We start from the raw sequence: 17,113 nt of genomic DNA on the forward strand, positions 1-17,113 counted from the left end.
TCTTAAAAAGTGTCGCGGGATGGAGCAGCCCGGTAGCTCGTCAGGCTCATAACCTGAAGGTCGCAGGTTCAAATCCTGCTCCCGCAACCAATATTATCAGTCAGTTATAAACACTTAACCTCGCACAACGCGGGGCTTCTTGTGTTTAGAGCTCCTACGCTCGGTGCTACGCTACACAGCAAAGAACAGATACAACTGCGCAGCGAATTCGTCGCTCCCCATTTCCTAATTTGGATGTTCACTGCAGGCCACCAATCAGTGTCGCAGTAGGTGATTTCGAACAGCAAAATCTCGGAACATTCTTTTGGAAAAGACTGTCCAGGAAATTTGCGCTAGGCTTCGGATGGAGCTTGGCGTTTCTTTTCCGGCAAGAACTCGTCCACTACGACATATGCGATAATTACAAAGATCGCCGCGCTTGCAACTTGTAACACGCGCGTAATGCTTTTCACGTCTGCCTCGTCGGAAAAGGGTGCAACGGACCCGCCATAAACGATCAATGCTGTTGTAATGGCAGATCCGGCGGCGGCGGCGAGAGGTACCTGCGATTTTCCGAGCGCGCCGAGCGTTAGGCAAAAGAAAAAGCATAACACGACGGGCGTCAAAAAAACGGGGGCTATTACGTTTATTTCATAGCAAATGATAGACACCGCAGCCCCAAGTAGGTTCGCGGTCAACATCGATTTGGCCACGGTTTTCCCCATGGCCGGCATTGCCGCAAGTTGCTGACTTAGAAGTGCCACAAAAAACAAAACCAAAAGCGCCGATGCGCCAGACACGAAGAACGCCATGGCAAACGGAACTGTAACAAGTGACATTCTGATAATCCGGCGGTACGGATCGAAGTCGGGCGAAGCTGCTGTTTTTTTCTCGACAGGTGTTTGGGGTTCAACAGGTATCAGGACAAACATCAACGTTGATACGAAACCTGCAAACAGCAGGTTCATCGGAATCCAAAACACAAGTACCAAAGCCAGATCTTGAGACTGCAGCACGAGGTTCGGGATCATCAAAGCGCCCATTAGTGCTATGACACCCGGCAAAACTCCGGCGCCAGAGACCGACCAAGTGAACGACAGGATGATCCCGAGCGCCACCAGAATGAGAAACACAACAGGATATGGCGCGAACACCGATGACAGCAGAAACGAAATAAACATCAGTCCAATCGAGAAGACGAAAAGTTTGCCAAATGCAGCCAAAGGAAGCGCCGCGGGCGCTTGAAGGAAAAGCGCGGTGAACACTGCGCCTACAACCGCAAGTGGCCAACCAAAAAACAAACCCAACGAAAACACACCCGTCACGCCCAGCGTCAACCGCGCGACAGAGCGCTTGTCTTCAGTACGCATAGGAAAAGATCGAAACCAAGCGGATGTAGGCGCGACCGACAGTGTTTAGCAAAGAACTGTCGCTGAGATACATGATAACGTCCGCTTGTCCGTTCAACTGAAAGCGAAGATCATCCTCGGCATTGCCAGCCTCGTAACCGGGCAGAATTATCCGTACCGGGAACCGTTCGGGTTCGCGTAAAAAACCTTTGGTACTGGGTGCGCTTGCCAATTGGCCGGGTTCGTCCCCGCCGCTCAGCGAAACTGCTGCGCTGAAACTTTCGATTACACCGGGAATAATCTGACCTGGATGCATATCCAGCACCACATCGACAGGAGAGCCAACCGACGCCCTGCCGAGGTTATTTTCGGTGAAATAGGCCTCAATCCAGATGTCTGTCGCATCTAGGAACGTCAAAAGATCTTGGCCAGACCTTGCATACGTCCCGGGGGCGATCAGTAGGTTGGATACGACACCTGTTGCCGGAGCACGTAGTTCTGTCCACTCCAGATTAAGTTCGGCATCTGCCAAAGCCGCCAGAGCTCGCTGGATTTTCGGGTTTTCGATTCCGTCATCGCCAAGCCTTTGCTTGGCTTTTTCCAAGTCCGCTTGGGCGTTCTCGAAATTGGCTTCGGACTCTGCCAATTGCCCGCGCGCATCATCGGCCTTTGAGACGGCAATCAAGCCCTTCTTTTCCAACGCAAAGACACGTTCGGTCTGTATGCGCATCGTGTCGAGGTCGCTCTGAGCTCTAGCCAGTTTGGCTTGGGCCGCGCTGACCTCTGCCGAGGATGCGCCTACCTCTTGGGTAGCTGCTTCCAGGTCGGCTTCGGCCTTGTCGCGATCAATTTCATAGGGTCTGGGATCGATCCGAACCAGAACATCTCCAGCTGAGACGACCTGACCATTTTGGACAAGAACCTCAGTTACAGTACCAGTGACCTGCGGAACGATTTGGGTAGCAATGGCCTTTACTCTGGCGTTTCCGGTGAATGGGGTTTTTCGGTCCGCGACAAGGTACCAGACCAGAAAGAAAAGTATGATGGCCAGCGTCGTCCAAATTGTCTTTCTCATGTAGCTGCTCCATCAGCAGCGTCTTTCGACTCCGTGGGGGCATCGATCCAGACCTTGAACAGTTCGTAGAAGACAGCGAACAGAACGGGCCCCATGAAAATACCGATCAAACCATAGGCCATCATGCCGCCGAGGACCCCGATTAGGATCACAAGCATTGGCGTCTCAAGGCCCTTCGAGATGAAAACGGGACGCAGGAAGCTGTCCATGATCGTCACCGGGACAGCCAGTATGGTGAAGACCAAGGCAGCACCACCTGACATCGAACTCCATGCGTAGATAATCACCGGTAATAGAACCAAGCCGGGGCCAATCTGGATGATCGATAATATCAGGCAAATGAATGCCAGCGTCGCAGCCGAGTTAACGCCGAACAATACCAACAGTAGCCAAACAACGACAGCTTGTATGGCGGCGACGCCGATCACGCCCTTGGTGACGTTGCGGATCGTTGCGCCTGCCAATGTTACGAACTCACCGCCGCGTGGGGCGAAGACACGATTGGCAAATCGTTGAAGGCCTTGCACAAGGTTCGGTCCGGGGCTGAACAGGGCGCCCATAATCAAAACGGAAAGCGCAAGGCCCAATAGTCCTATTCCAATGCCCAATACTTTTCCAAACAGAGACTTGGTGATCTCCAGTATTTGCGCCCCATATTTTGCAAGCGCACCGTCCAGGTTTCGTTCAAACATTCCCCAGACGTCAGCGATTTTTTCCCCGACTAGCGGCAGCTCTTTGATGCCGTCAGGGGCTGGCGGGATTTTCAATTCTCCTCTATCGGCCTGTTCGGCAAACTCAGAACCCAATTCAGCGGCGCCAGAAACGGCTGTTGCGACGGGCCCCAATGTCAACACAAGGCCCAAGAGAACCAGTATTGTCGCTGCAAGTTTTTTTCGTCCCCCCAGCTTAGACTGCAGCCAATCAAAAACCGGATAAAGTGCCACACAAAGGATCGTCGCCCAGATCACCACACTTGCGAGCGGGGCGATCATTACCAATGCGCTGTAAAGGAATAGTCCGAGAAACAACAAACGAATTGCGAGATCGACAATCTTCGCGTCCTGAGTCTTTTCCATACCATCCCTCCATTGTTTTCTGAATGTTACACTCAAAAAACAAGATGTGTGATTTTTTTGGAAAGGATCGCGTAGTATGTTGTAATTTATAGGTATTAAAAAGGAGGCTTGAGCCATTGATCAAGGCGTTGCTTTCGAAAACGCCCGCTTTTAGTTCAATTGGGTACCGTCTATTTTTTCGACTTTTTGTCATCCTGAGATAGAATTGTATCAGCCACTGTAGTCGCTGCTGTCACGAAGATACCAAGCCCCACAATGATGTATACCATTGTAAAAACCTTCCCTGCAGCGGTTTCAGGAGAGAAGTCACCAAACCCGACTGTCGAAATTGTGACAACAGAGAAATACACGGAGTCGAGCCAACTCCAACCTTCGACGAAGTGATAAAACACCGACGCCCATAAGATCATGCCAGTTGTGAAAGCAAGAAGACCCTTCACTCTGCCATCCTTAAAGGCGACACTGATCCCTTTTGTTATCCTGGTGAGTGAGTTCATGGCTTGACCATAGCACCTAATGAACGATTACATAGTATTATTTGAATTTATTTGAGTTTATTTGAAATCACTTGTCGCGTCTCCAGCCTCGGTACTGGGACGGAGGCGTCAAAAGTCTCTTTTTCGAAGATCTTGTAAGCCTCAAGGTTTAACGGGCCGATCTCGACGGCGCTTTCCCCTGGCTTGGCCTGCATCTTGCCCTTTACTTGCACATACAGCTGGGAAAATGAGCTGTTCCACACCGAGATCATATCCCGCGCATTTGAGAAGGCGGCTTTGGAACTACTTTGACGCGAGGGCAGTCCTTTCGAGCATTCAGGCCACTCGAAGCACCCTAATCAAACAACTTCGTCCATTCTTTTTTATGGACGTGGTTCTTGTCGCGGCAATCCATTCATTCTTTTGCCGGAAGCAAGAGGGCGCGTGCTTTATGAATGTCAGAAGAGGCACGGCACTTCCTCAGATTGATCAGTCGCGCTTGCGTAGACATTTGAGCAAGAAAAAGACTGTGATGGGGGGCTTTAGGCTAACACAGCGCCCCACTAACTGGGATGTAGCGCGAGAGGTCTATGGAAAGCCGCTGCTCTTCGCAGCACCCAATATTCTTCAAAACTTGATCGCTGAAGCAAGGCAGAAATCTCTGGCCAACGAGTGTCTCAACAAGTTCCTGTTTGAGGCATTTGGCGAACGTCTGCTGTGAACCCGAAGCGGCCAAAGAGCTGAGCCGTGCGTTAATAGCCAGTCGGCTGACCAATGTTGGGCGATGCTCGGATCTAGCTGGTCTGAAAAGCGAAGAGAGACATTGATCCAGATCGCGTGCCACCGCATCTTTGTAGGGAACCAGTGAACCAAACGCACAGGGCATAGGACATAAATTGAAGTCATTTGTCGGAGATTGGACCGAAAGCTTTCTTGGCACGAGAAACCTACCTCGGCGGGTCAGGGATAAGCTTCTACATGAAGCACGCGTGGTATCATATAAGCAGGGCCAGCAAGTTTTTGGACCCGACAACATCCCGGACAGTCTGATCTTTTTGCATGCCGGCCGCATACGCGTTTCCCAAAGCTCTGATGCCGGGCGAGAAATCGTGCTGTATCGCGTTGAGGCTGGAGAGAGCTGCGTGCTGACCACCGCCTGCATGCTGTCCGAGGAAGCGTATAATGCTGAGGGTATTGCCGAGACCGACGTTACGGCCATCACATTACCAAAAACCTCTTTTGATAGGCTCGCTGCTGAAGAAGACAGTTTTCGCGGTTTCGTTTTCTCGGCTTATTCTCGTCGGTTGATTGATCTTCTGCGCGTGGTCGACGATGTCGCCTTTGGCAGAATGGACGTTCGACTGGCAGAGCGCCTTTTGGCGCTAGGAGAAGGCCATTCCGAAATTCCGGCGACGCATCAGGCTTTGGCAAACGAGTTAGGGACAGCGCGTGAGGTTGTTTCACGCATACTGAACGATTTTCAAAAGCGCGGACTTATCCTTCAGACGAGAGGGCGGATCACCCTACAGAACAAACCTCAATTGGAGCGTTTGGCGAGCAGCGCATGAATTCTTTGAGTTAAGTGACATTGTCACTGAAGAGTAAGGTGCCGGCCGGTAATCAGGTTGCAACATGAACAACCGGAGACGCCTGATGGTAACAGCGTTTACACCGATCGCCTCATTTGGAGGCGGGCTCGCAATTGGACTTGGTTCCGTGCTTTTGATGCTTGGACTAGGACGTATCATGGGTGCAACGGGCATATTGTCCGGCTTGGCATTTCCAGAAAACCGCGAGGAATTCGCCTGGCGAACAGCCTTAGTTGTGGGAATGATGCTCGCACCGGGCCTGATCTATGCTGCGACCGGTGCAATGCCTGAACTCACGGTACCTGTCAGCCCGACTATGATCGTGACCGGTGGTGTGATCGTCGGCCTGGGCGCCAGTCTCGGGTCTGGCTGCACTTCAGGGCATGGTGTTTGCGGACTATCTCGGCTGTCTGTTCGCTCTTTGGTCGCAGTGCCGACCTTCATGGTCACAGCTGCAATCACAGTCTTCCTGATCCGTCATGTCTTTGGAGTGTAATGCAATGAAACTTGTTTTTGCTTTGTTTACTGGCCTGATCTTTGGCGTTGGTATCGCTGTGTCGGGCATGATGGATCCGGCCAAAGTTCTGAATTTCTTCGATATTGCCGGGACGTGGGATCCTAGCCTCACCTTTGTTATGGGTGGTGCGCTCCTGGTCACTTTTTTCGGCTACAGATTCGCCTGGCGGCAAACAACGCCGCTCTTTGGCGGGCGTTTTCAGATCCCAAGCGCGATGGCCGTAGACAAGCGATTGGTTGGTGGTTCGGCTCTCTTCGGCATCGGTTGGGGAATTGCAGGTTTCTGCCCCGGCGCTGCTATACCGGCACTTGGCACCGGGCGTTGGGAAGTCGCTCTCTTTCTAGTTGCCGTTCTTGCCGGGTTTGTACTGCGCAGGCTCCTTTTCGGGCGCCCTGTTCAGTCGGCGACGTAGTCACCGATTTCCCTCAACCTCTCAAGAGTACAATCAGATGACGTATCCCGTGAACATGAACATCAAGCCGGCCGTTCGGGCCTTCTTCGATGAGGCGACGAACACCATCAGCTATATTGTGAAGGATCCAACCTCGAACTCATGTGCCATTGTCGATAGCGTAATGGACATTGACTACGCGGCGGGGCGCATTACTTACGATCACGCAGACGAGCTCATCAACCAGATCGTAAGCCAAAATCTGAACTTGGAATGGATCATTGAGACCCATGTTCACGCCGATCATTTGAGTGCAGCGCCGTATATCCAAGAAAAGCTTGGGGGAAAAATCGGCATTGGTTCAAAAATCATGATTGTGCAGGACACGTTTGGAAAGGTCTTCAACGAAGGTACCGAGTTCCAGCGTGATGGCAGCCAGTTCGATCAGCTTTTCGAAGACGGCGATACGTACATGGTTGGCAATATGCAGGTGTTCACAATGTACACTCCCGGCCATACGCCGGCTTGCATGGTACATGTCGCAGGAGATGCGGCTTTTGTGGGCGATACTTTGTTCATGCCGGATGGGGGATCGGCGCGCGCAGATTTTCCCGGCGGCGATGCAGCAACGCTTTACCATAGCATTCAAAAAGTCCTGATCTTGCCGGACGAAACACGACTTTTCATGTGTCATGACTACGGACCAAACGGGCGAGACATCGCCTGGGCAACAACTGTCGGCGATGAGAAAGCCCACAATATCCATGTTGGTGGTGGCAAATCAAAAGAAGAGTTCGTCAAGTTCCGGACAGAACGAGATGCTCAGCTGGCAATGCCGAAGCTGATCATCCCATCACTTCAGGTAAATATGCGTGCGGGTGAGGTGCCAACGGACGTGGACGGCAACCCCAAGCTCAAGGTTCCGGTCAACAAACTCTGATTTTGAAAGGATGAGAGCGATGGAAATCACCCAAATTTCCGACAACTTCAGTACTTGCGATCAATTGGAGACCGATGACTTGGCGGAAGTCAAAACGCTTGGATTTCGCTCGCTGATCTGTGCGCGCCCTGACGGTGAACAAAAGGGTCAGCCTACCTTTGGCAAGATCCAAGAATGCGCCAAGGCGCAAGGTCTTCAAGCTCGCTATGTGCCGGTCAAACCCTCCGGCGCAACAGAAGCGAACCACATTGCATTTTCTAAGGCGTTGGCAGAGCTGCCCGAGCCTGTCCTTGGCTACTGCCGAAGCGGTCAGCGCGCTGCAACGCTGTGGCACGAACCACGACATACTGCGGCGTAGCGGGAGGTGATGATGCGGGCGGCGCAATATCTGCCGGTTCTGAGTTGGGCTCGCAGCTATGGACGGGCAGAGCTTTCTAACGATCTGATGGCGGCGGTGATCGTCACCATCATGCTGATACCCCAATCCTTGGCCTACGCGCTCCTGGCTGGATTGCCTCCAGAAGCGGGGTTGTATGCATCCATCGCGCCAATTCTTCTTTACGCAATATTTGGAACCAGTCGCGCCTTAGCGGTTGGCCCGGTTGCCGTTGTCTCACTGTTAACAGCGTCAGCGGTCAGTCAGGTTGCTGAACAAGGCACGGCAGGCTACGCGGTTGCGGCACTGACCCTTGCATTTCTTTCTGGCAGTTTCCTGTTGCTTTTGGGGTTCTTGCGGCTGGGCTTCCTGGCTAATTTTTTGAGCCACCCGGTGATTGCGGGGTTTATCACAGCATCTGGGATCTTGATCGCCGCCAGCCAACTCAAGCACATTTTGGGTGTGAATGCCCACGGACATACATTGCTCGAGATCCTCGCATCGATTGCTGCGCACTTGCATGAGGTGAATTGGGTTACGCTCGTTATCGGCCTCAGCGCGACGGCCTTCCTTTTTTGGGCCCGCCGATGGTTAAAACCCGGATTATTGAGGGTGGGTGCTCCGGCGGCGCTTGCTGATATTTTAACGAAGGCGGGACCTGTTGCCGCCGTAGTTGCCACTACGGTTGCGGTTTGGGCTTTAGATCTTGTCGAAATGGGTGTGAAAATCGTTGGGGAAGTCCCGCAAAGCCTGCCGCCGCTTACATTGCCAGTATTTGCGCCCGACTTGCTTGCAGCGCTGTTGGTTCCGGCGATTCTGATTTCAGTGATTGGCTTTGTCGAATCCGTCTCAGTCGCGCAAACTTTGGCTGCCAAGAAACGTCAACGGATTGATCCGGACCAGGAACTCATTGGACTGGGCGCAGCCAATATAGGCGCAGCGTTCACCGGAGGCTACCCAGTCACGGGGGGATTTGCGCGATCAGTCGTCAATTTCGATGCCGGCGCTGAAACTCCTGCTGCTGGCGCCTATACTGCGCTTGGCCTAGCGATCGCCGCCTTGGCGTTGACACCATTGGTGTACTTCCTGCCAAACGCTACGTTGGCCGCCACAATCATTGTGGCGGTTCTGAGCCTCGTTGATTTTTCAATATTGCGCAGAACATGGGACTATTCCCGTGCGGACTTCATTGCGGTATCTTCAACGGTTTTGCTGACGCTCAGTCTGGGTGTCGAAGTCGGCGTCGCGTCTGGAGTGGTGATTTCAATACTTTTGCATTTGTACAAGACGTCTCGACCGCATGTTGCGGAAGTGGGCCGCGTGCCCGGGACAGAGCACTTTCGAAATGTCCTGCGCCACGATGTCGAAACCGCACCTAAAGTGTTGACGCTGCGCATTGACGAGAGCCTTTGCTTTGTAAACGCCGGCTTTTTGGAAGAACTGATCTTCAGTCGCCTTGCCGAGCGGACGAAGGTCAAACATGTTGTTTTGATGTTCTCCGCCGTTAACGAAGTGGACTACTCAGCGCTGGAAACTCTCGGGGCGATCAATCACCGCCTTAAGGAGCTTGGCGTTGGCCTACACCTGTCCGAAGTTAAGGGTCCTGTTACGGACAGACTCAAACGGTCTCATATTGTCGACGGCCTGAACGGCAGGGTTTTCTTGTCCCAGAACGATGCGTGGACAACGCTCATTGCAGAAGCGAGCGAGTGACCAAGATCAGCTTGGTTTGTTAACGTGATCTGAACGAGCGCTTTGGTCCGCATAGCGGATGTATGAGCCTATTTGTTGAATGAGCGCCTCGTACCCATATGTGCCATCAAAGGCGATCGGATTCTGAACAAAAGAGAACCGCCGAAACCGTGCTACACACCTGAATTCCTATTTGAACTGAGACCTCAACGCTCAGCTATGAAGGACAGTCCAGACACGAGTTGTTTTAATCCAAGCGCTGCACCGGCGAAGGTGGCAGCGAATGTTACAGGCGCGCTGTAGGCCAAAAGTGAGAAGGCAGAAATGCCTTGTCCGACGCTGCAACCAACCGCGATGATCGCTCCCGGACCCATAATTGCCGCGCCCAGCATTTGCCGCTTAAGTTCACGTGGATCTTCGCATGCTTCCCACCGGAAATGGCCTTTAGACCAAGATCCCAAAAAGGCGCCAATGAGAACGCCGGAGACTGATCCGACGGCAAAAGACAAAGTGTTTCCAGAGGCCGTCATAAGGTAGAATATTGTGTCGCCAAGGGGTGCAGCGAAGGTATGGGTTTGAACTGGCTCACCATCGAAACCGTGCGTCGCAACCCAATTCGTGCCGAGCCATCCTGATACAATCGCCAGTCCAACTACAGATCCCCAAAACACCTGTGCGGGAGTGCGGCGGAAGCGCTGGTTTGCCAAGGCGAAAATCACCAACGCAACGCCAATAACGGAGCCAATGAGCCAAGCTGGGACAGAGGTCAGTTGTTCGGCAAGGAAGCTAATGCTCTGGGGGCCACTAAGATCCATTTCCTCGGGAAAGACCCAAACGCGGAAATACGCCAAGGGCCCGGACATGACAACGTAAGCAGATAGACCCATAATCAAAACGATGACGAATGATCGAAGGTCGCCGCCCCCAAGCCTTGCCAGCGCGCCATAGCCGCAGTTTCCGCTGATGGCCATTCCGTAACCGAACATGAGGCCACCCACGATCGACCCAAGTGGGTTCCAGGTCTGTGCAAGATACCTTGTTCCAACAGCGTCCAACCACCCTAAAGCCATGGCTGAGTGGCTACCGACAATTGCAACGCCGATCGCAATTGCCCACATGCGCAGACGCCGGTCATCATCTGCGTAAAGGTAATCTTCGATTGCACCCAACGTGCAAAAACGGCCAATACGTGCGGCCAAGCCCAACACAATGCCACCGATCAAACCGATCAGGGCAACGGTGTTGGCGTCTCCCAATGCTTCGAACATTGCCAGTCTCCTCCCAAAGCTGGCGGTTATTTTTGGCGGCTTCTACTTCTCCCTGCAGAATAGATCGTAGACGACTTCCAGGATCTGTGTCGATCGATCATCCGCCAATCTGTAGTAGATCGTTTTCCCCTCGCGTCGCGTCTTGACCAAGCCCTCAAAGCGCAAGCGGGATAGTTGCTGAGACACGGCAGCCTGACGTGCCGAGAGCATTTCTTCCATCTGCGTGACAGATTTTTCACCCGAGGACAGATAGCACAAGATCATCAAGCGCCCTTCATGGCTAATTGCCTTGAGAAAACTTGACGCCGTCTGAGCATTTTCCATCATTCTGTCCATGTCTTCGGCGCACATGTCCGTAGAGAACACAGGCAGTTTCGAAGATTTGTCCAACTAGATCGCCTCGCTTTCATAGCTTCACGCATTCATAACAGTTTATGTAATGCGACACAGTTTATCCAGAGGTCTCAATCGGTACCCCCGCGTCACGCAGTAAAACGCCCAGCAACCCCCAGAAAAAATCTTCGCCGGGATAACCTTCGATCCGGCCGACCTCTTGGCCATTGTCCAGCAGAACAAAGGTGGGCGTGTAGTAAAGAGGCCGCTCTAAGGCGATACCATCAGGCATAGCTGCGTGGATATCGATGCGCTGAAGTGGAGCGGCATGTCCTTCTGGTGTCTTGGGGTAGGTCTCCGAAATTTCGGCATCCCAACGTGCGCACCATATACACCCATTTTCTTCGGCCATCAGAAGCGTCATCTCTGCTCGTGAAACCACGGGAGAAACTAGCAAGGTGATCGCAAGCAAAAGCAGAAGTAGGTGGCGCATCTCAAGCTCCGATTGACCGCAGCGATATATCTTTATTATTTTGAATGTGTGAATGATAGCGCGTCAGGACGGGTTTGACCATGCTCGACATTACATTTGCAGGAGCTTTAGTCGCAGGGCTGTTGTCGTTCCTGTCGCCCTGCATCCTACCTATTGTTCCGTTTTACCTCAGTTATCTCGCGGGCGTCGGGATTGATCAAATCTCTTCGGGGTCAACACTTTCCGCCGGCGTTCGTCGCAAGGCAACGCTTTCTGCAATGGCATTTGCGGCTGGTATCATTACGATCTTCATGGCACTTGGAGCGACTGCGTCGATTTTCGGGCAACTGGTACGAGAGTATTTCGACATCCTGCGTTGGATCGCCGCGGCAATCATCATTGCGATGGGCCTGCATTTCTTGGGGTTTATTCGCATCGGGTTCCTGTATCGACAATTTCGTGCGGACGTCGGTGAGACATCAAGCGTTAGCCTGATTGGGGCTTATGTTCTGGGCTTGGCATTTGCTTTTGGTTGGACGCCCTGCGTCGGGCCGGTCCTCGCTGCGATTCTGTTTACAGCGGCCGGAACCGAAACGGCTTGGCGTGGAGCGGTGCTGCTGTTCGTCTATGGGGTTGGAATGACCGCACCATTTGTTCTGGCGGCCTTTCTGGTTCGCCCCTTCATGAAATGGATGGCGCAATTCAGAAAGCACTTGCCCCTCATCGAAAAAGCCATGGGTGGTTTTCTGGTGCTCTTTGGTGCTCTCATCGCAACAAACTCCATCAACCACATCGCACAATGGATGCTCGACCATATGCCTTGGCTCGCAGCCATTGGTTAATTCGGGAGGAAGACATGAATCGAGTTTTGTCGGTATTGATCGCATGCCTTATAGGCGGGACACTTTTCGCCGCTGAACTGGGCGACGACGGTTTGCATAAAACGCCGTGGATGCGCGACACATTCAAAGACCTCCGAGAGGATCTTGAAGAGGCCTCAAGCGAGGGCAAACGGATGGTGTTGTTTATTGAACAACAGGGCTGCATCTACTGCAAAAAGATGCATGAAGAGGTGTTCACCCAGCCTGACCTGGCGGCATTTATCGAAGAGAATTTCTTTGTCGTCCAATTGGATTTGCATGGCAGCACCGCGGCCACCGACTTTGACGGGGAAGAGAATGAGCAACGAGCGCTGATGCGCAAATGGGGGATTCTGTTTACCCCGACACTTGTTTTTCTGCCGGAAGAGGTGCCCGAGGCTGCCACAGCCATTGACGCTGCGGTCGCTGTGATGCCGGGAGCTTTCTCCAAGGGAACAACCTTAGATCTATTCACCTGGATCGACGAGAAACGATACGAACTTGATAATGGTGAAGATTTCCAACGGTATCATGCCCGGCGAATTCAGGAGCGAAACAATGTTTCTCAAGATTGAGTGCTGTCGTTACAAATAAAAAAATTCATTATGATGAATTTAATGTTGCGACAGGCGGTACTCGTCGACTACGGTACACAAATGCTTTGGGTCGCAAAGCGCCGCCGGCGTGTTAGCAAATGGGAGGGATCATGAAGCTGAGACTCTTAACATTGGTCTGCGCAATGACGGGTGTTGCTGCATATGCGGCAGATACAGACCCGAAAGACGTAACCTATGACGACTATGGTGCTATCGAAGTCTCTTTGACTGGCGCTAATGGTGATGCGGAAAATGGCGCGCTGATCGTTGGCGACAAGTCAAAAGGCAATTGCGTGGCATGCCACGCGGTTTCGGCTTTGGCCGACATCCCGTTCCATGGCGAAGTTGGCCCGATGCTGGATGGCGCCGGTGATCGTTGGACCGAAGCAGAACTTCGCGGATTGGTCGCAAATGCAAAGATGACATTCGAAGGCACGGTGATGCCTGCGTTCTACAAGGATGATGGCTATATCCGCCCGGGCGACGCCTATACCGGAAAAGCCCCAACCGCGCCTTTGACGTCGATCCTGACAGCACAAGAAATCGAGGACGTGGTCGCGTTTCTTGCGACCCTGAAAGAAGAATAACTGCGCTTTCTGGCGCGGATATTCGAAGAATCAAAGGAGATTGAAAATGGAACTCTCTCGCCGCGAGACACTGGCCCTTGGGCTGGGCGCCGCGTTCCTGACAATTATGCCGCTTCAGGCAAATGCAGCTGCTGAAGATGCCATCGCGGCATTTACAGGCGGGGCAGATATGGCTGATGGCGGTGTTACGTTGACTGCTCCGGAAATCGCAGAAAACGGAAATACTGTACCTATCGAAGTGAGTGCCCCGGGTGCCGCTGCAATTCTGATCGTGGCTGCAGGCAACCCCGAACCGGGTGTCGCGACATTCAATTTCGGCCCTTTGGCAGCTGAACAAGCCGCTTCAACCCGCATCCGTCTTGCCGGAACGCAGGATGTCATTGCTGTGGCGAAGATGGCAGATGGCAGTTTTGCCAAAGCGTCCGCGACCGTGAAAGTGACAATCGGCGGCTGCGGCGGCTGACCGCCGCGCGCCCTGAAGAACAGGAGATTAACCAATGGCATCCGGTGTAAAACCCCGCGTCAAGGTTCCAAAAACAGCCGCTGCTGGTGAAACCATAACGATCAAGACACTGATCAGCCACAAGATGGAAAGCGGCCAGCGTAAGGATAAAGAAGGCAACGTCATCCCGCGTTCGATCATCAATCGGTTCACCTGCGAGTTCAATGGAGAAACGGTGGTTGATGTAACTATGGAGCCTGCCATTTCGACCAATCCGTACTTCCAGTTTGAAGCAACCGTGCCAGAAGCCGGTGAGTTTATTTTCACCTGGTACGATGACGATGGCTCTGTCTACGACGAGAAGAAAACGATCGAGATTGCCTAACGGCTCGACCACTAAGGAAGGTCAGCGCTGGTTGCAAATTCTGGCGCTGGTCCACTAAGGGAGGAACGCAATGAATACCAAGGCACTAACGGCGATCGCGGCATTTCTGGTTTTCCCAGTGGCGGCAATGGCCGGTCCTGACGAAGAGAATCTTGTGATCAATGATGAGCTGGACATGACCTCGGTCACTGAAGCTCCGGCACATCTGGAAAATTTGGACACGATCTATTCGGGTTGGCATTTTCGCACGGATGAAACGCAAGCGCTTCAAATTGATGACTTCGACAATCCTGCAATGATCTTCGTCGATCAGGCCGCCGATCTCTTCGAGACCGTTGACGGTGCCGCTGGCGAGAGCTGTGCCTCATGCCACGATGGGGTGGAAAGCTTCAAGGGATTGCAGGCGTCCATGCCAAAGGTGGATGCCGAAACTGGTAAGCTGGTCGTCATGGAAGATCTGATCAACAAGTGCCGTACGGACCACATGGAAGCCGATGCCTGGAAATGGTCCGGGGGCGATATGCAGGGCATGGTCGCCTTAATCGGTCTGCAGTCACGCGGTTTGCCAATGAACGTCGCTATTGATGGCGATGCTGCCCCGTTCTGGGAACAGGGTAAAGAAATGTACTACACCCGTTATGGCCAGCTGGAGCTAAGCTGTGCCAATTGTCATGAAGAAAACTGGGGCAATATGATCCGAGCGGACCACCTTAGCCAAGGTATGATCAACGGGTTCCCGACATATCGTCTGAAACAGGCCAAGCTGATCTCGCGCCACAATCGTTTCCGCGGTTGTATTCGCGATACGCGGGCGGAAACTTTTGCCGAAGGATCGGATGAGTTTCGCGCGCTTGAGCTCTACGTTGCGTCTCGCGGCAACGGACTTTCAGTCGAAACTCCTGCAGTACGTCAATAACGAACGATCCGCGTGGGCAATGTCCTGCGCGGGTTTTTCATGCAATTAACATTCACACATTTATATGTGTAACAGGAAAGCTGATAGATGATTTCTCGACGTGACTTCTTGCAGGTTTCAATGGCTGCCTCGGCTATTTACGGAGCGTTCGGGTTCGGCAACTGGGCCAGACTAGCTGCGCAGCAAAGCCTGACACAGGATCAACTTCTGGAGTTCGGGACCTTCGGCAATATCAGCTTGATCCATGTCACCGATATTCACGCGCAACTCAATCCGATCTATTTTCGTGAACCAGAAATAAATCTGGGCATTGGCGATGCGCGAGGACAGATGCCGCATGTCACAGGGGCGGCGTTCCGCAAGGCCTACGGGATCGAAGATGGAAGCCCGTCAGCCTATGCGCTGACTTACAATGATTTCTCTGCGCTGGCCAGGACCTACGGTCGGGTCGGTGGATTGGACCGTGTCTCAACCGTCATCAACGCCATACGTGCTGACCGCCCCGATGCCCTTCTATTGGACGGAGGCGATACTTGGCACGGTTCCTACACCTGCTATCAGACGGCCGGTCAGGACATGGTCAATGTCATGAATGCGCTCAAACCTGATGCTATGACCTTCCATTGGGAATTCACGTTGGGCAGCGATAGAGTTAATGAAATCGTCGAAGGTTTGCCCTTTGCGGCCTTGGGTCAAAACATCTTTGATGCCGAGTGGGACGAACCTGTAGAATTGTTCCAACCCTATAAGTTCTTTGAACGGGGCGGTGCAAAGGTCGCTGTTATCGGGCAAGCGTTTCCTTACATGCCTATCGCGAACCCAGGCTGGATGTTCCCAGAATATTCATTCGGTATTCGGGATGAAAACATGCAGGCCATGGTTGATGAGGTTCGCGATGCCGGAGCCGATGTCGTTGTCGTCCTAAGCCATAACGGCTTTGACGTGGATAAGAAGATGGCAGGTCGGGTTCAGGGGATTGACGTGATCCTTAGCGGGCACACTCATGACGCGCTGCCCGAGCCCGTTCTGGTGGGTAAAACGCATATCATAGCGTCTGGCTCGAACGGCAAATTCGTCAGCCGTGTGGATCTGGACGTGCGGGACGGTCAGATGATGGGGCTGAAGCACAAGCTGATCCCAATCTTCTCTGACGTTATCGCTCCAGATCCAGCGATCACTGGCCTGATAAACGATCAGCGCGCACCTTATGAGGCGGCGCTAAGTGAAGTGATCGGCAAAACGGACTCGTTGCTCTACCGCCGCGGCAACTTTAACGGCACTTGGGATGATCTGATCTGCGATGCCCTGATCAATGAGCGTGAGGCAGACATCGCGATGTCGCCTGGCGTCCGTTGGGGACCCTCAATCCTGCCTGGGCAGGAAATTACGCGCGAGGACATTTGGAACGTCACATCGATGTCGTATCCAAATGCCTATCGCACAGAAATGACTGGCGAATTCATCCATGTGATCCTCGAGGATGTCGGTGACAATCTGTTTAACCCAGACCCCTATTACCAGCAGGGCGGTGATATGGTTCGCGTCGGTGGGCTTGGCTACCGCATCGATGTGACCAAACCACAAGGGCAGCGGATTAGCGAAATGACTTTGCTCAAAACGGGTGAAGTGATTGATCCATCGAAAAACTATGTCGTGGCTGGTTGGGCCAGTGTCAACGAAGGTACTGAGGGTCCGCCGATCTGGGATGTCGTCGAAAACCATATTCGCAACCTTGGCACCGTCACGGTGCAAGAGAACACCAGTGTCGATGTTGTCGGCGCTTAAGAAACCGAT

The 17,113-nt window shown here is 52.9% G+C and carries 22 protein-coding genes and 1 tRNA gene; 15 read left to right on the plus strand and 8 right to left on the minus strand.

Features of this window, described 5'->3' with window-relative positions:
* Window positions 1-13 precede the first annotated feature (13 nt).
* Window positions 14-90, plus strand: a tRNA-Met gene (locus tag ACR0NA_RS19215).
* Window positions 91-332: 242 nt separating this feature from the next.
* Here ACR0NA_RS19215 and ACR0NA_RS19220 read toward each other — a convergent pair.
* From ACR0NA_RS19220 to ACR0NA_RS19240, 5 genes are all read right to left on the minus strand, one after another.
* Window positions 333-1,349 carry a hypothetical protein gene (locus ACR0NA_RS19220; RefSeq protein ID WP_480731767.1) on the minus strand — a complete coding sequence of 339 codons (1,017 nt, stop codon included), beginning with the start codon at window positions 1,347-1,349 and terminating at the stop codon, window positions 333-335.
* Entirely contained in the window at window positions 1,339-2,403 is a 1,065-nt protein-coding gene (locus ACR0NA_RS19225) for an HlyD family secretion protein (RefSeq protein WP_170651246.1), read from the minus strand. Before ACR0NA_RS19225 ends, ACR0NA_RS19220 begins: the two co-directional genes overlap by 11 nt.
* Window positions 2,400-3,479, minus strand: a complete 1,080-nt coding sequence (locus tag ACR0NA_RS19230; RefSeq protein ID WP_480731769.1) for an AI-2E family transporter — start codon at window positions 3,477-3,479, stop codon at window positions 2,400-2,402. The genes ACR0NA_RS19225 and ACR0NA_RS19230 overlap by 4 nt, the downstream gene beginning before the upstream one ends.
* 170 nt (window positions 3,480-3,649) lie before the next feature.
* Window positions 3,650-3,976, minus strand: coding sequence for a potassium channel family protein (locus ACR0NA_RS19235; protein ID WP_480731771.1), 327 nt, complete (start codon window positions 3,974-3,976; stop codon window positions 3,650-3,652).
* Between the two features lie 47 nt (window positions 3,977-4,023).
* On the minus strand, window positions 4,024-4,227 hold the full coding sequence (locus ACR0NA_RS19240; protein WP_480731773.1) for a hypothetical protein: 204 nt from the start codon (window positions 4,225-4,227) through the stop codon (window positions 4,024-4,026).
* Window positions 4,228-4,340: 113 nt separating this feature from the next.
* On the opposite strand from ACR0NA_RS19240, the gene ACR0NA_RS19245 reads away from it, so the two are divergent.
* The 7 genes from ACR0NA_RS19245 to ACR0NA_RS19275 all read left to right on the plus strand — a co-directional run bounded on the left by ACR0NA_RS19245 (window position 4,341) and on the right by ACR0NA_RS19275 (window position 9,481).
* The gene (locus ACR0NA_RS19245) at window positions 4,341-4,676 is read left to right on the plus strand and encodes a hypothetical protein (protein ID WP_480731775.1); all 336 of its coding nucleotides are present in this window, start codon (window positions 4,341-4,343) and stop codon (window positions 4,674-4,676) included.
* Window positions 4,677-4,851: 175 nt separating this feature from the next.
* Entirely contained in the window at window positions 4,852-5,523 is a 672-nt protein-coding gene (locus tag ACR0NA_RS19250; protein WP_480731777.1) for a Crp/Fnr family transcriptional regulator, read from the plus strand.
* Window positions 5,524-5,608: 85 nt separating this feature from the next.
* A complete protein-coding gene (locus ACR0NA_RS19255; RefSeq protein WP_480731779.1) occupies window positions 5,609-6,040 on the plus strand; it encodes a YeeE/YedE family protein in 432 nt (143 codons plus the stop codon).
* A 4-nt stretch (window positions 6,041-6,044) separates the two neighbouring features.
* A complete protein-coding gene (locus ACR0NA_RS19260; RefSeq protein ID WP_480731781.1) occupies window positions 6,045-6,473 on the plus strand; it encodes a DUF6691 family protein in 429 nt (142 codons plus the stop codon).
* A gap of 37 nt (window positions 6,474-6,510) precedes the next feature.
* A complete protein-coding gene (locus ACR0NA_RS19265) occupies window positions 6,511-7,392 on the plus strand; it encodes an MBL fold metallo-hydrolase (RefSeq protein ID WP_480731783.1) in 882 nt (293 codons plus the stop codon).
* A 19-nt stretch (window positions 7,393-7,411) separates the two neighbouring features.
* Window positions 7,412-7,750: a protein tyrosine phosphatase family protein gene (locus ACR0NA_RS19270; RefSeq protein WP_480731785.1), complete on the plus strand. Its 339-nt coding sequence runs from the start codon at window positions 7,412-7,414 to the stop codon at window positions 7,748-7,750.
* 12 nt (window positions 7,751-7,762) lie between these two features.
* Entirely contained in the window at window positions 7,763-9,481 is a 1,719-nt protein-coding gene (locus ACR0NA_RS19275) for a SulP family inorganic anion transporter (protein WP_480731787.1), read from the plus strand.
* 185 nt (window positions 9,482-9,666) lie between these two features.
* Here ACR0NA_RS19275 and ACR0NA_RS19280 read toward each other — a convergent pair whose 3' ends face one another.
* The 3 genes from ACR0NA_RS19280 to ACR0NA_RS19290 all read right to left on the minus strand — a co-directional run bounded on the left by ACR0NA_RS19280 (window position 9,667) and on the right by ACR0NA_RS19290 (window position 11,554).
* The gene (locus ACR0NA_RS19280) at window positions 9,667-10,728 is read right to left on the minus strand and encodes a YeeE/YedE family protein (protein WP_480731789.1); all 1,062 of its coding nucleotides are present in this window, start codon (window positions 10,726-10,728) and stop codon (window positions 9,667-9,669) included.
* A 42-nt stretch (window positions 10,729-10,770) separates the two neighbouring features.
* Window positions 10,771-11,079, minus strand: a complete 309-nt coding sequence (locus ACR0NA_RS19285) for an ArsR/SmtB family transcription factor (RefSeq protein WP_170543314.1) — start codon at window positions 11,077-11,079, stop codon at window positions 10,771-10,773.
* A 100-nt stretch (window positions 11,080-11,179) separates the two neighbouring features.
* Entirely contained in the window at window positions 11,180-11,554 is a 375-nt protein-coding gene (locus tag ACR0NA_RS19290) for a hypothetical protein (RefSeq protein WP_480731791.1), read from the minus strand.
* An 80-nt stretch (window positions 11,555-11,634) separates the two neighbouring features.
* Between ACR0NA_RS19290 and ACR0NA_RS19295 the strand changes: the two genes are divergently transcribed.
* The 7 genes from ACR0NA_RS19295 to soxB all read left to right on the plus strand — a co-directional run bounded on the left by ACR0NA_RS19295 (window position 11,635) and on the right by soxB (window position 17,104).
* On the plus strand, window positions 11,635-12,375 hold the full coding sequence (locus tag ACR0NA_RS19295; RefSeq protein WP_480731793.1) for a cytochrome c biogenesis CcdA family protein: 741 nt from the start codon (window positions 11,635-11,637) through the stop codon (window positions 12,373-12,375).
* Window positions 12,376-12,389: 14 nt separating this feature from the next.
* Entirely contained in the window at window positions 12,390-12,968 is a 579-nt protein-coding gene (locus tag ACR0NA_RS19300; RefSeq protein WP_480731796.1) for a thioredoxin family protein, read from the plus strand.
* 131 nt (window positions 12,969-13,099) lie between these two features.
* Window positions 13,100-13,576 (plus strand): sulfur oxidation c-type cytochrome SoxX, encoded by a 477-nt coding sequence (soxX, locus tag ACR0NA_RS19305; RefSeq protein ID WP_480449556.1) that lies wholly within the window; start codon window positions 13,100-13,102, stop codon window positions 13,574-13,576.
* A 46-nt stretch (window positions 13,577-13,622) separates the two neighbouring features.
* Window positions 13,623-14,039 carry a thiosulfate oxidation carrier protein SoxY gene (gene soxY / locus ACR0NA_RS19310; protein ID WP_170655480.1) on the plus strand — a complete coding sequence of 139 codons (417 nt, stop codon included), beginning with the start codon at window positions 13,623-13,625 and terminating at the stop codon, window positions 14,037-14,039.
* A 34-nt stretch (window positions 14,040-14,073) separates the two neighbouring features.
* Entirely contained in the window at window positions 14,074-14,403 is a 330-nt protein-coding gene (gene soxZ, locus ACR0NA_RS19315; protein WP_480731798.1) for a thiosulfate oxidation carrier complex protein SoxZ, read from the plus strand.
* Between the two features lie 70 nt (window positions 14,404-14,473).
* Window positions 14,474-15,319, plus strand: coding sequence for a sulfur oxidation c-type cytochrome SoxA (gene soxA, locus ACR0NA_RS19320; RefSeq protein ID WP_480731800.1), 846 nt, complete (start codon window positions 14,474-14,476; stop codon window positions 15,317-15,319).
* A gap of 87 nt (window positions 15,320-15,406) precedes the next feature.
* On the plus strand, window positions 15,407-17,104 hold the full coding sequence (gene soxB / locus ACR0NA_RS19325; RefSeq protein ID WP_480731802.1) for a thiosulfohydrolase SoxB: 1,698 nt from the start codon (window positions 15,407-15,409) through the stop codon (window positions 17,102-17,104).
* Window positions 17,105-17,113: the final 9 nt, after the last annotated feature.

This window comes from Ruegeria sp. C11 (genome assembly GCF_056537725.1).